The sequence below is a fragment of the Clostridium sp. CX1 genome, from assembly GCF_025398335.1.
GTDB classification, from domain to species: domain Bacteria; phylum Bacillota; class Clostridia; order Clostridiales; family Clostridiaceae; genus Clostridium_AM; species Clostridium_AM tanneri.
Genome location: NZ_JAODOO010000006.1, coordinates 223,629 through 236,559, shown reverse-complemented (window position 1 = coordinate 236,559; position 12,931 = coordinate 223,629). Strand labels below are relative to the sequence as shown.

13 protein-coding genes are annotated in these 12,931 nt (G+C 36.1%); 11 read left to right on the top strand and 2 right to left on the bottom strand.

Going from position 1 to position 12,931, the window contains the following annotated elements; genetic code table 11:
* The first annotated feature begins 28 nt into the window (after positions 1–28).
* The 3 genes from N4T77_RS09120 to N4T77_RS09110 all read left to right on the top strand — a co-directional run bounded on the left by N4T77_RS09120 (position 29) and on the right by N4T77_RS09110 (position 4,042).
* A complete protein-coding gene (locus N4T77_RS09120; RefSeq protein WP_261671459.1) occupies positions 29–2,278 on the top strand; it encodes a cation-translocating P-type ATPase in 2,250 nt (749 codons plus the stop codon).
* Positions 2,250–2,486 carry a hypothetical protein gene (locus N4T77_RS09115; RefSeq protein WP_261671458.1) on the top strand — a complete coding sequence of 79 codons (237 nt, stop codon included), beginning with the start codon at positions 2,250–2,252 and terminating at the stop codon, positions 2,484–2,486. Before N4T77_RS09120 ends, N4T77_RS09115 begins: the two co-directional genes overlap by 29 nt.
* Before the next feature lie 221 nt (positions 2,487–2,707).
* Positions 2,708–4,042 carry a DUF4434 domain-containing protein gene (locus N4T77_RS09110; protein ID WP_261671457.1) on the top strand — a complete coding sequence of 445 codons (1,335 nt, stop codon included), beginning with the start codon at positions 2,708–2,710 and terminating at the stop codon, positions 4,040–4,042.
* A gap of 46 nt (positions 4,043–4,088) precedes the next feature.
* Here the strand turns inward: N4T77_RS09110 and N4T77_RS09105 are convergent, their stop codons facing one another.
* Positions 4,089–4,424, bottom strand: coding sequence for a helix-turn-helix domain-containing protein (locus N4T77_RS09105; protein ID WP_261671456.1), 336 nt, complete (start codon positions 4,422–4,424; stop codon positions 4,089–4,091).
* A 219-nt stretch (positions 4,425–4,643) separates the two neighbouring features.
* Here N4T77_RS09105 and N4T77_RS09100 point away from each other — a divergent pair, with 219 nt between their 5' ends.
* From N4T77_RS09100 to N4T77_RS09070, 7 genes are all read left to right on the top strand, one after another.
* The gene (locus N4T77_RS09100) at positions 4,644–5,501 is read left to right on the top strand and encodes a hypothetical protein (RefSeq protein WP_261671455.1); all 858 of its coding nucleotides are present in this window, start codon (positions 4,644–4,646) and stop codon (positions 5,499–5,501) included.
* Between the two features lie 53 nt (positions 5,502–5,554).
* Entirely contained in the window at positions 5,555–6,400 is an 846-nt protein-coding gene (locus tag N4T77_RS09095; protein ID WP_261671454.1) for a Sir2 family NAD-dependent protein deacetylase, read from the top strand.
* A 54-nt stretch (positions 6,401–6,454) separates the two neighbouring features.
* Complete coding sequence (locus tag N4T77_RS09090; RefSeq protein WP_261671453.1) at positions 6,455–7,006, top strand: HD domain-containing protein; 552 nt, start codon at positions 6,455–6,457, stop codon at positions 7,004–7,006.
* Positions 7,007–7,103: 97 nt separating this feature from the next.
* On the top strand, positions 7,104–7,451 hold the full coding sequence (locus N4T77_RS09085) for a cysteine hydrolase family protein (protein ID WP_261671452.1): 348 nt from the start codon (positions 7,104–7,106) through the stop codon (positions 7,449–7,451).
* On the top strand, positions 7,438–8,889 hold the full coding sequence (locus N4T77_RS09080; RefSeq protein ID WP_261671451.1) for a nicotinate phosphoribosyltransferase: 1,452 nt from the start codon (positions 7,438–7,440) through the stop codon (positions 8,887–8,889). Before N4T77_RS09085 ends, N4T77_RS09080 begins: the two co-directional genes overlap by 14 nt.
* 16 nt (positions 8,890–8,905) lie before the next feature.
* The gene (nadE, locus tag N4T77_RS09075; protein WP_261671450.1) at positions 8,906–9,724 is read left to right on the top strand and encodes an ammonia-dependent NAD(+) synthetase; all 819 of its coding nucleotides are present in this window, start codon (positions 8,906–8,908) and stop codon (positions 9,722–9,724) included.
* A gap of 163 nt (positions 9,725–9,887) precedes the next feature.
* A complete protein-coding gene (locus N4T77_RS09070) occupies positions 9,888–10,901 on the top strand; it encodes an AraC family transcriptional regulator (RefSeq protein ID WP_261671449.1) in 1,014 nt (337 codons plus the stop codon).
* A gap of 58 nt (positions 10,902–10,959) precedes the next feature.
* Here the strand turns inward: N4T77_RS09070 and N4T77_RS09065 are convergent, their stop codons facing one another.
* Positions 10,960–11,730 (bottom strand): AAA family ATPase, encoded by a 771-nt coding sequence (locus N4T77_RS09065; protein ID WP_261671490.1) that lies wholly within the window; start codon positions 11,728–11,730, stop codon positions 10,960–10,962.
* Positions 11,731–12,373: 643 nt separating this feature from the next.
* Between N4T77_RS09065 and N4T77_RS09060 the strand changes: the two genes are divergently transcribed.
* Positions 12,374–12,595: a hypothetical protein gene (locus tag N4T77_RS09060; RefSeq protein WP_261671448.1), complete on the top strand. Its 222-nt coding sequence runs from the start codon at positions 12,374–12,376 to the stop codon at positions 12,593–12,595.
* Positions 12,596–12,931: the final 336 nt, after the last annotated feature.

Below are 12,931 nucleotides of genomic sequence, written 5' to 3'. Positions count from 1 at the left end.
AGATCCAAGACAAAGGAGAATCATGAGGATGAGTTTTTGTAGGATGGAGGTTGTAAAGTCTTTACCTGGAAGACTGCGGGTGAGAATTAAAGGACTTAAAGGCAATAGGTACTTCGCTGAAGCTATAGAAAGCACATTGAAAAGAAATGAAAAAATTTTTGTTGTCACGGCCAATCCACAAACTGGAAAGGCCCTAATTCTCTTTGATTCGAGACAGATTTCTGTCAATAAGCTTTACCAGGAGATAGGAAGTTCCCTAGAAACTATGATTTCAAAAGTAGTTTCTTCAAGAGCTGATAAGCTGCATGAAAAAGCTTTGAACAGAAAAACAAAAGAAACAAAAGTTTTTGAGCCTGAGGATTTGCCTATTGAATCACAAATATCAAAGGTAACCTTAAGTGGAGGATTATTATTAGCCCTAACGGTAAAGAGAATCTTCTTCGGAAAATCTTCTATGGCACGGTCTTCTGGAATAAATAACCTAGCTGCTTTAACTACAATAGCTACAGGATATCCAATTTTCAGAAGCGGACTAGAGAGCCTTGTAAAAAGAAGAAAGCTGAACAACGACTTTTTAATCAGTGCAGCTACTGTAGTATCACTCCTATTAAAGGAAAGTATTACAGGGTTGGTTGTAGTGTGGCTTGTTAATTTAAGTACTTTGTTTCAAACTATGACCCTAGATAAATCACGTAAGGCAATAAAGCAAATGCTGCAAGGTAAGGACGAAATGGCATGGTTGCTAGTAGACGGAACAGAAATATCTGTTCCTATAGAATCTATAGAAAAGGGTAATATTGTTATTGTTCATATAGGTGAGAAAATACCAATTGATGGTGAAGTAACTGATGGTGAGGCTGCTGTCAGCCAGGCAATTATAACAGGTGAGGCAATTCCAGTTGCTAAGAAGCAAGGTGATAAGGTTTTTGCTGGATCTATTGTTGAACAAGGAACAATAAAGATTTTGGCAGAAAAAGTAGGAAAGGAAACCTCTATAGCCAGAATTGTTCAATTAGTTGACGAAGCCAGCAAGGTAAAAGCACCTATTGAAAATATGGCAGATCGTTATTCTGAGAAAATAGTTCCTCTATCCTTAGGACTTTCATTACTAAATTATTTGGTAACTAGAGACTTTAAAAGAAGTATGACTATGCTCATTGTAGCATGTCCATGTGCAGCTGGTTTAGCTACTCCTACGGCAATTAGTGCATCCATGGGAAATGCAGCAAAAAGAGGTATTCTCATCAGGGGAGGAAACTATTTAGAGAAGGTAGGAAAAACAGATGTAGTTTTATTTGATAAAACTGGAACATTAACGGAGGGTAACCCATCTGTAGTAACAATAATTGAGGCTGTGCATGAAGATTATTCCGCTGATTTAGTACTACAATTAGCGGCTTCAGTAGAAAATCATACAAACCACCCGCTAGCTAAGGCTATATTAGAAAAAGCAAATGAAATCAATGCTAGTATATTGCCTACAGACACCCAGGTAGTTATTATTGGTCAGGGTGTTAAAGGAATTGTAAATAAAAGTGTTGTTATGGTCGGAAATGAACTTTTTATGAAAAATAATGGAATAAATATTAATAAAGACAGGGTAAAAGCTGATCGAATGAAGTTGCTTGGTCAAACTGTACTTTTTATAGCCCGTGAGAATGAGTTAATTGGAATGATTGGCGTAAAAGATAAAGTAAGGTACGAGAGCAATAGAGCCATTAAGGGATTAAGAGAAGAAGGAATATGCAATATTGGACTGGTAACAGGGGACTGTGCTGAAACTGGGGAAATGATAAAGGAAGAACTAGGACTTGATCAGATGTGGGCTAATACTTTACCTGAGCAAAAATTAAATATAGTGGAAAAATACCAGGGTGAGGGTAAGATTGTGACCATGGTAGGAGAGGGAATTAATGACTCACCTGCCTTAGCCAAAGCCGATATTGGCATCGCCATGGGAACTGGCGGTACTGATGTAGCTATTGAGTCTGCAGATATTGTTCTAGCTGATGACAATCCTGAGAAGATTGTTACCTTAGTCAAATTAAGCAATCACACCATGGAGGTTGTAAAACAGAATTTTATTTTCGCTGTTGGAATTAATGCCATTGGGTTAATCCTTGGTGCGGGAAAAATTATATCTCCATTGTCAGCTGCAATCTTGCATAACCTTAGCACCTTTGGTGTTGTTGTCAATTCTTCGAGGTTAATGAATTATTCTATAGATAAAAAGAGAAGGAGGAGGACAATTGGCAGAACTAAAGGATTTAGAAAATAAGATGAGAGCTCTAATTGCTCAAGGAAAAGAGTGTGTTGATTTAAGTTTTGAACTAATTCACAGGGAACCAGAAACAAAAAAAGTAATATTAAAGCACTGGGAAAATTTTTTGTTCCACTTTTTTGAATATATTAAGGGTAAAGAAAAGGAAACAGGAGAAGATATAATTAAAGGCATTTCTTTGAGAAAGTTAATAAAGTTTAGATAGATTTTTAAAAATATCTTTAATAAACTAAATCCAGTAGTGAAGCAGCTTCACTACTGGATTTTATTTTAGTTCTTTTTATTTGGTGTTTTTTACGTTAATACATAAATATAATATTAGTAGTTAAAATCTGACACGCATATTTAGGTCATATTAGGTATTTTAATGAAATTACTATTATAAAATGTGAGTTATCATCAATTTTGAAAGGATTAAAAGATATTATGAGAATTTTGAAAGATGTCTTTAGTAGAATGGCTAATAGCTTGACAATATCAAAGCTACGTAAGATTAAGAATTCTAATAAAAAATATCCTATAGCAGATGGATCATTTATTCAAGATGATATGGTGGAAAAGTGGAATGATTCAAAATGGCAAAGTGAATTTAATTATTTAAAAGAATGTAATATGCATTACGTTATTATAGGCACTTCTATTACTGAAGGTGATTTAACCAAAACTATTTATCCAACCAAAATTCCTGGGGGAAAAATGGAATATCCAGGTGTAGATATTGTTGATATGTGTCTCAGAAATGCAGAGAAAATAGGAATGAAGATTTTTTTAGGCATTAATTTTAATAGTGATTGGTGGAAGAAAGGACCTAGAAACCCTAAATGGCTTTATGCTCAAATGGAAAGAGGAAATGAGATAGCCGATGAATTATATACTAAATACTATTCCAAATATCCTAATGCTTTTTATGGGTGGTATTGGGTATATGAGGTAGATAACCTAAACTTTAAAACAAAGGATGATTTTTCTGTATTAGCTAAAGCAATTGATATTAATTTAAAACATTTAAAAGAAAAAGGCCATCGATTACCACTTATGTTATCACCTTTCATGAATTCTGTTTATGGAAGTGCTGAAGAATATGCAAAAAACTGGGCCTACTTATTTCAGCATACGGACTTAGGAAAAGGGGATATATTTTGCCCACAGGATTCCGTTGGCGGCGGAGGGTTAAAAATAGATGAAGTAGATCACTGGTTTGCAGAATTGAGAAAGGCTGTAGACACCAAAGCAGGGTTATTATTTTGGGCTAATACAGAAACCTTTAATCACTTAAACTGGTCTAGTGCTCCGCTCAATCGATTTATAAAACAGATGGAAATTGAAAAACCATATGTAGATAACATTATAACTTTTGCATATTGTCATTATTATAGTCCTAATAATATTGATAAAGGTTTCCATGAGACTTATTTAAAATATGTTAAAAGTGGTCAGTTAGAAAACCGTAAACCAACAGCTCCAAAGAAAGTTGAAATTATAGAAATGGGAGAAAATAAATTTTTAATTTCTTGGTATCCTGCCAGTGATAACATTGGGATATATGGTTATGAAGTGTATAGGGATAAAAAATTAATTTTTACTACTAATGTAGATAGAATATTTAAGGGAAAGAAAGGAAAAAAGGAAGACCTTGTAATGAGTTATATAGATAAGGTACCCTTGAAAGATAGATTTAAAGGTCTTAGTTATGAAGTAAAGGCAATAGATTTTGCAGGAAATATATCAAAGCCTAAAAAAGCAAAAGTATCCTCTTTGTAAATTTGGTAGACTAGGCTGTTGAAGAGGATAGAATTGCTTATGTTTTTTATTTTTCTTTATTATGCTCCCCCCACTGACACATTCCCTGTATAATGGGCCAAAGACTTTGTCCTTTTTCAGTAAGGCTATATTCGACCTTTGGAGGAATCTGTGGATATTCCTTACGATGAATTAAGCCATCACTCTCCATTTCCTTTAATGTGCTACTGAGGGTTTTGTAGGTTATTTTACCTATCATACGCTGCAATTCGTTGTAACGCACAGTCCCGTGCTTTGATAAATAAAATATAATTAGCAATTTCCACTTTCCGTTAATAATAGAAAGTGTATAGCCAAAACAGGTGTCTTGACTGTCAGCAACAACTCCTTTGTATTCCTTCATATTTACACTATCCTCCTAGATAGTATGCGTCGAAAAAGTGCATACTTGTTTGAAAATCTATACTGATTATATAATACATTTGAAACAAAGTAAATCAGTGTTCAAGCATTAATAAAAAATGCATTACAGCTCTGTATCTTAATATTTGTTTTTGATGAGCTGCTATATAAGTGAATGTCTCTAACCAATTAATGAATAACGTTAGGAGGAAAATTAAATATGTCACAGATACAACAACAATATCAAGATAACATAAACACAATAATACAAAAAATCAAAGAAGCAGACGCCATTATAGTTGGCGGTGCATCAGGTATGTCTACTGCTAATGGTCATGATTTTTATAATCATAGCAAGTATTGGATTGATAATTTCAGTGAATTTGAAAAGAATTATGGGATTCGCGGTAACTTTGAAGCCCTTTACTATAAATATAAAACAAGCGAAGAAAGATGGGCTTATTTATCTAAACACTGTACACTTATGTTTGATACTCCACCTGGACAGACTTATATGGATTTACACAAGCTGATAAAAGACAAGAATTATTTTATTATTACCACAAACCAAGATATGCAGTTTTCTAAGCTCTTTTCGGAAGAAAAAATTTGTCTACCTCAAGGGGATGCTCACTGGTTACAATGTGCAAAACCCTGTCACGATAAGGTTTATCCCGCTGAGGATATTGTTAGAAACATGGCTACTAGTGCTAAGGATACGAGAGTTCCTACAGAGCTGATTCCAAGATGCCCAATGTGTGGCGGGGAAATGGAGCCTTGGATACGTTCCTTTGTCTTTTTAGAGGGGGAATTCTGGGAAGATGGACTTAATAAATATAGGACATTTTTAGCTGAGAATTCTAATAAAAAAGTTGTATTCATAGAACTAGGTGTTGGACCTATGACACCAAATATAATTAAATACCCATTTACTCAAATGGCTTATAACTGGCCAAATGCTTTTTTAGTTCGTATTAATAAAGGTGAAGATACCACTCCTGATTATTTAATAAATAAAACAATAACAATGGATGCTGATATTGCACAAGTACTGAGTGATTTAGCTTCACATATGTAGAAAATGTATAGAGCATTCCACAACACAAATTTAATAAAAATGAGGAGTTACAGATGGAAGAGAAATATAATGAAGTTTTAAAAAAAATCAAAGAAGCGGATAGCATTGTTATCGGCGCAAGTAACGGTCTTTCAATTTCGGAAGGTTATCATATTTTTGCAGAAAACTTAGCTTTTCTAAAGAATTTTGGAGACTTTCGTGAAATTCACGGTTTTCACAGCATTATACAGGGATGTTTTTATCCATTTCCTTCTCAGGAAGAGAAGTGGGCATTTTTCAGCCGTATGTTCGAATACTTTTTATACAAAAAGGAAGCAAGTCCAGTTATGAAGAACCTTTATGAACTGGTGAAAGATAAAAACTATTTTGTTGTTACCTCCAATATAGATAATCATTTTACACTGGCAGGTTTTCCAAAGGAGCGTCTCTTCGAAATAGAAGGTAATTGCAGGTATCTGCAATGTTCTCATGGTTGTCATAATAAAACTTATTTAGGAGATGAAATACTAATCAAAATGGCACAAAGCCAAGAGAATGGAAAAGTTTCATCAAATCTTATTCCTAAATGTCCTGAGTGTGGCGGCAGGATGCAAGTTCATATTGAACTAGATGGGAATTTTCTAAGGGACAAGTCTTGGCAAACTAGCTGTGATGCTTATCAGGATTTTATTAAGAAAGCTCATGGCAAAAAAATAGTTTTTCTGGAATTAGGTGTAGGTGCTAGAAATCAGATGATTAAAGCACCATTTATGAAGTTAACTAATATGGAGAAAAATGCTACTTACATTACCCTTAATAAAGGTGGCGATCTTTATATTCCAGAGGCAATTGCGGCTAAATCCATAGGTATTGACGGTGATATTGCAGAAGTGTTACAGCAATTGGTACAGATGAGATAAGTAAAATATGCAAGTGTTAGAATAAAGGAGAAAAAAATGCTTTTAAAACAGGTTATGAAAGATCCTATATGCCAGCCAGTGGAAAGGCGCTATAAAAAATGGTATGAATTTATGGAGCAAAATATCCAGTTTTGGTTAAAGGATAGTGTAAAGCACACCAAAGAGCATTGTGCCCGGGTGCTGCTGTTGTCACTTGTCATAGCACATCAAATTGGACTAAGTTATGAAGAAATGGATGCACTTAGCATGGCGGCTATTTTTCATGATTCCCGGCGCCTCGATGATTGGCTGGATAAGGGACATGGCAAACGAGCAGCAGAATATTATGCAGATTATTGCTGTGAGCATGATATGCCTTTTGATTATCAAACTTATTACATCATGTATTACCATGACCAAGATGATACCATTGGATTGTCAGAGATTGCAAAAGCGCCTATTGTAAGCGAAAGATGCATGCTGTTATATAAGATTTTCAAGGATGCTGATGGATTGGATCGCTTTCGCCTAGGTCCAGGTGGTTTGGATGTAAATATGCTTCGCACAGAAGAAGCACATAAACTTGTTGACTTTGCAAAATATTTTTTGCAGAAAGGTAATAAGTAGATAACTATTAAAGAAACATGCAAGCATAGCTTAAAGTAAATTAAATCCTCTTATAGAGGCCATTCTGACACATATAGCAGTAAGGAGGGATTAAGGAATGAAAGTTTTAGTGGTAATTGATATGCAGAATGATTTTATTAATGGATCACTTGGTACTAAGGAAGCTGTAGAAATTGTTGATTCTGCGAAGGCTAAGATTGACAGTTATCTAGTAACAGGTGACACAGTCATTTATACACAAGATACCCATACTAAGACTTACCTTCAGACACAAGAAGGGAAGAAGCTTCCTGTTCCGCATTGCATAAAAGGGACGCCTGGCTGGGGAATTTTCCAAAGGGTGTATGTGAGCGGATGTCAGGTGATTGAAAAGCCGTCTTTCGGTTCAATAGAGCTTGCTGAATTGATTGCAGTGATCGGAGGGGAAGATGATGACACAGTTTGATAAGCGCAATATCAGTATGATGATGGATTTATATGAAATGACTATGGCAAATGGATATTTTGCTGGGCAAAATGAGATGAAGAAAGTGGCATTTGATGTATTCTACCGTAAAAATCCGGATAATGGAGGTTTTGCAATCTTTGCAGGACTAGAGCAGATAATAGAGTATGTAGAAAATCTGCACTTTGATCCAGATGACATAGAATATTTCCGCTCACTGAATCTCTTTAGCGAAAACTTCTTGGACTATCTGAGTAATTTCCGATTCAAAGGAGATATTTACGCCTTCCAGGAAGGAACTATCATGTACCCTAATGAACCGATTATTACCGTAATAGCCCCCCTCATAGATGCACAGTTAGTAGAAACGGCCATTCTGACACAAATCAACCATCAGTCTTTGATTGCCACGAAAACAAGGCGCATCCTGTGCGCTGCAGAGGGGCGAGCTGTATCCGATTTCGGTGCAAGGCGCGCTCATAATATAGATGCGGCTGTTTACGGGGCAAGAGCTGCTTATATCGGTGGAGCCAGTAGTACATCTAACGTAATGGCAGGAAAACAATTTGGAATACCTGTCAGCGGAACCATGGCACATAGTTGGGTAATGTTCTACAAAGATGAATATGAGGCCTTTAAACATTACGCAAAAAACTACCCAGATGCAGCAGTGCTTCTCATGGACACCTATGATGTTATACATTCTGGCATTCCAAATGCTATTCGTGTGGCAAAGGAAGTTTTGGAGCCAATGGGGAAACGACTAAAGGGTATACGTCTAGATTCTGGAGACCTTGCATACCTTTCAAAAAAGGTACGCAGGATGCTGGATGACGCTGGACTTAATGACTGTAAGATTTTTGTATCGAACAGTCTGGACGAATATACCATTACTTCGCTCCTAGGTCAAGACAGCAAAATAGATGGCTTTGGTGTTGGGGAACGTCTGATTACGGCGAAAAGCGATCCTGTATTTGGTGCAGTTTATAAAATTGCTGCTGTAGAAGAAAATGAAACATTTGTACCAAGGATAAAGGTATCAGAAACCGTTGAGAAAATCACAAATCCCGGCCTTAAAAAGATATATCGCGTCTACTGTGAGGAAGGAAACGCCATAGCAGACCTGATTACTAGGTTGGACGAACTGGTGGATATGGACAAACCATATCGATATGTTGATCCAGAAAAACCTTGGAAAAACCGCTACTTCACAAACTGCACCGTGAAAGAATTGCAGCAGCTTGTGATGAAAGATGGAAAACGGGTGTATCAGGCACCTAGCCTAGATGAGATTCGTAACTTTGTGGAGCAGCAGTTAAAAAAGGAAATTTGGAAAGAAGAGCAGCGATTTGAAAATCCACATAAGCATTATTTGGATATGAGTCCCTATTATTATGAATTAAAGATGAGCCTTCTGCACGAAACACAGAATGAATAATAAGGGGGAATTCCAATTGAGCAAACAAATGGAAATCATCCAAGCGTTGAATGTGAAACCAGAGATCAACGCCAAGAAGGAGATTCAGAGCAGGATTGATTTTCTCAAAGCATATTGTATGAAAGCAGGAGCAAAAGGTTTTGTTTTGGGTATCAGTGGCGGTCAAGACTCCACCCTTGCCGGGCGGCTGTCACAATTGGCGGTTGAAGAACTGAGGACAGAAGGTTATAAAGCCAAATTTTATGCCCTTCGCCTCCCTTATGGAATGCAAAAAGATGAAGAAGATGCTCAAAGGGCTCTTGCATTTATCAAGCCCGACCAGACCTTTGTCCTTAACATTAAGGATCCCGTCACAGCTTTTATCAGGGTATATACTAATGCCACAGGTGAGAACCTTGCTGATTATCACAAGGGTAATGTTAAAGCCAGAATGCGTATGGTTGCCCAATACGCTATTGCTGGGGAGCAGCAGTGTCTGGTTATCGGTACGGATCATGCAGCAGAATCTGTAACAGGATTCTTCACGAAATTCGGCGACGGGGGAGCCGATATCCTTCCTTTAGCCGGCCTTACAAAAGGACAGGGCCGTGAACTTTTGAAGGAGCTTAATGCTCCCGAACAACTTTATCTTAAGACTCCAACGGCAGACTTGCTCGATAACAAACCTCAGCAAGCAGATGAGACGGAACTAGGCATTGAATACAATGTTCTTGACCAATATTTATTGGGTAAAGAAGTTGCACCTAGTGTTAAGACGAGTATTGAAAATCGATTTGAAGTAACAAAGCATAAACGAGAATTGCTTGTAACTCCATTTGATACTTGGTGGAAGTAAGCATTTGTTTGAAGGAAAATAGTATAGGCTTTATTTACAAAGACTATAGTAAGGAATATAATATGAATATATGAGTAATTATTCATGGATTTATATATTAAGATAAGGGTGTAAGTTTAAGAAAAATAGAGAATTTTTTAGGCTTCAATCCAATATTAAACGAATGCAACGAAAGGATAACGCAATGAATACCACCGGAAAATTTCAGTTTTTGAACCAGGTATCCAAGGTTGTTCAACAAAGTAAAGATGGTTTTCACACATTATATAAGCTGGACTGCCTGGATGGTCAAGGAGATATGACAGTTTATCAGGTTTTTCCCGGTATTGAACTCTTTTTAGCTAATTTTGATTCCACCAGCTGTACCTTTCAACATAAGCCCTATGGTAATACAATGCAAATTAATTATTGCCAGGAAGGACGCGTTGGTTGGCAACTAGAGAGTGGTGCTTGTATGTATCTTGGGGAAGGAGATCTTTCTATTCATATGATGGACAACTGTGTTTCTTCTACTATGAGTTTTCCAGTAAAGCTTTATCGCGGCATTGGAGTTGTTGTTGATTTAGATAAAGTAGCCGATTATCCACCTGAAATTTTGTGCAATACAGCCATTAATATCAATGAATTTAAAAGGAAGTTCTGCGAAGATGACCATTACTTAGTTATGCCTGCCCGCGATGAAATTGAACATATTTTTTCTAAACTTTATTCATTACCAAATTGTGTGCAGCGTCCCTATTTCAAACTGAAGGTGCAGGAACTGCTGCTATTCCTATGGATGATTGATGTGAATAAAGAAAAGCAGCGAGAGCAATATCTATCTCCACAGGTTGAAATTATTAAAAGAGTTCACAAACAACTTATATCCAATCTTCGAGAAAGACCAACAATTGAAGAATTATCTAAAGAATACTTAATTAATACAGCAACCTTAAAGTCAACTTTCAAAGGTGTTTATGGACAGCCAATTGCCACCTACATGAAAGAATATCGCATTCACCAGGCTGCTAATTTGCTACGCCGAGGCAATGATATGATAGCTGACATCGCTAAGCAGGTAGGCTACGAAAATCAGGGTAAATTTGCAACGGCTTTCAAGAAAATTATGAAGGTTTCTCCAACGGAATATCGATTGCAACATCAAATAGAGTCCTACGATGTTATTAATTGCTTATAACCCAGTAAAAAAGCTATCTTGCTCTGTTACTGGGTTTATTTTTTTATATAACTCGTCTCTATATAGCTAATTTTTCGATGATATCCTTAAGAGCATTTTTTACAGGAGAGCTTTCAGGTAATTTCACCATTGGCTTTCCAGCACAATCATATTGATAAACCATATCATCCTGAGGAACAATACCGAGAAGTTTAAGACCTTGTTTTTCTATCTCTTCTAGCGTTCCAGGATTTAATTTGCCTTCTGGTGCTCTATTTACAATTAAACCCATATACTTTGGGTGCATATTAGACTCACTTATCAACTCTGCAATTCTTCCTGCTGCCTGAACTCCTCTTCTGGAACAATCACTGACTAGAATCATAGTATCAACATTAGGAAGAATTCCTCTGCTAATATGCTCCATTCCAGCTTCATTATCTACTACAATGTATGGATAATTCCCCTGAAGTTTCTGAATCTGCCTCTCTAGAAGACCATTTACAAAGCAGTAACAACCCTGCCCCTGGGAACGTCCCATAATCATCAAATCAAAATCATCCTCTTCCGTTATTGCATTATTCATGCGCATTTCTAGATAATCTGCCTTAGTCATACCGGCAGGGATCTTACTTTGTAAATCCATTCCTGCTCGTTCTAATTCTTCCCTAACCTGTCCAAGTGTCATGCTCGTTTCAACACCTAATACTTCATTTAGATTGGAGTTTGCATCTGCGTCTACCGCTAAGATTGGTTTTTTCCCGGTTTGCACTAAATATTCAATCAATAAACCTGTCAGCGTTGTTTTACCAACACCACCTTTTCCTGCAACTGCAATTACGTGTGCCATCTTATCTCCCCATTCTTTCTTTAATTTTTTTATTTCTTCAATCATAGTTTCAATGTAATCATATAGTGAAGCTATATTTCTGTTACTACCAATTTCTGCTGAAGTTCCATCCCCAGCTTACGATGAAATCTGAAGTTTGATTACATTATTTAACCATTCACAGGTTCAGTATATAAATGATAAGTTTAAGGGTCAATGGAGTTGACAAAGTTCATACCATTTGGAGCAAAAATACTCCAAAATGGAGCGAACAGAATAAGCTATCGATGGTTTTTTAGGACAAAGGTATATAAGATTTTAAGGTAATATCAATTATAATTTTCAGTGTGAATCAAAAATGAAGGGGAAGATTTTATATACTCACTCCATTTAGAAGGATTTATAATCCAAATAGAAGAAAACCTGCCGAGCTCATTGACCAGCGGGTTTGTTGTACATATACTAAACCTATAAACATATGGGTTATTGTCCATATTTTCAAGAAAAATTAAGATACTATTTGTCACGGAGGAATATGGACAAGGTAGTTAAAAACTAAACAAAAGTGACTTGAACTTATATTTTGAGGCAAAAGCTTCTGGTATATTGTTAAAAAGAGTAAAGAGTATTTATTAATATTAAATTAAGGGGAGTGTGGATAATAATGAGTGCTTTTGAAAAAATGAGTATAGAGGAATTGGAAAAAAGGCTTATAAGACTTAAGGAATATCTTGAAGATATAGAAGAGGAAAGAGGATTTGTACTAGGCCAAAGGGGGATTCATCTCTCTAGTTCTGTAGCAGAAAAATATCAAATTGAAATAAATGATCTAAAGGAATCTATCAATGAGTTAGAAGAGTTATTACGAAAAAAACGGACTAATTAACCTAAATGATAGTAAGCTACAGGAAGGAGAATAATAAAAACAATATTATTCTTCTCTTTCCGTTGATAATAGAAAGTGCATAGCAAAAACAAGTGTCTTGGTTGTCAGCAACAGAGCCTTTGTATTCCTTCATATTTACACTATCTTCCTAGATAGTATGCGTCAAAAAAGTGCATACTTGTTTGAGAATATATTCCAGTTGTACAATATACTTAAATCAAAGTAAGTAAATGTTCAAACATGATAAAGATATATTAGGATATTTGGTTACTACTTAAGTAACAAATTGATAAACTAACCTTTTGACCCCAACTCTTGTCATCAGCTCGACTTTTT

Excerpts from the sequence above, each read along its gene's own strand:
- N4T77_RS09080 (WP_261671451.1), top strand. The coding sequence starts at position 7,438 with ATGACACAGTTTGATAAGCGCAATATCAGTATGATGATGGATTTATAT.
- N4T77_RS09095 (WP_261671454.1), top strand. The coding sequence starts at position 5,555 with ATGGAAGAGAAATATAATGAAGTTTTAAAAAAAATCAAAGAAGCGGAT.
- N4T77_RS09120 (WP_261671459.1), top strand. The coding sequence starts at position 29 with ATGAGTTTTTGTAGGATGGAGGTTGTAAAGTCTTTACCTGGAAGACTG.
- N4T77_RS09060 (WP_261671448.1), top strand. The coding sequence starts at position 12,374 with ATGAGTGCTTTTGAAAAAATGAGTATAGAGGAATTGGAAAAAAGGCTT.
- N4T77_RS09085 (WP_261671452.1), top strand. The coding sequence starts at position 7,104 with ATGAAAGTTTTAGTGGTAATTGATATGCAGAATGATTTTATTAATGGA.
- N4T77_RS09090 (WP_261671453.1), top strand. The coding sequence starts at position 6,455 with ATGAAAGATCCTATATGCCAGCCAGTGGAAAGGCGCTATAAAAAATGG.
- N4T77_RS09110 (WP_261671457.1), top strand. The coding sequence starts at position 2,708 with ATGAGAATTTTGAAAGATGTCTTTAGTAGAATGGCTAATAGCTTGACA.
- N4T77_RS09070 (WP_261671449.1), top strand. The coding sequence starts at position 9,888 with ATGCAACGAAAGGATAACGCAATGAATACCACCGGAAAATTTCAGTTT.
- N4T77_RS09105 (WP_261671456.1), bottom strand. The coding sequence starts at position 4,424 with ATGAAGGAATACAAAGGAGTTGTTGCTGACAGTCAAGACACCTGTTTT.
- N4T77_RS09100 (WP_261671455.1), top strand. The coding sequence starts at position 4,644 with ATGTCACAGATACAACAACAATATCAAGATAACATAAACACAATAATA.
- N4T77_RS09065 (WP_261671490.1), bottom strand. The coding sequence starts at position 11,730 with ATGGCACACGTAATTGCAGTTGCAGGAAAAGGTGGTGTTGGTAAAACA.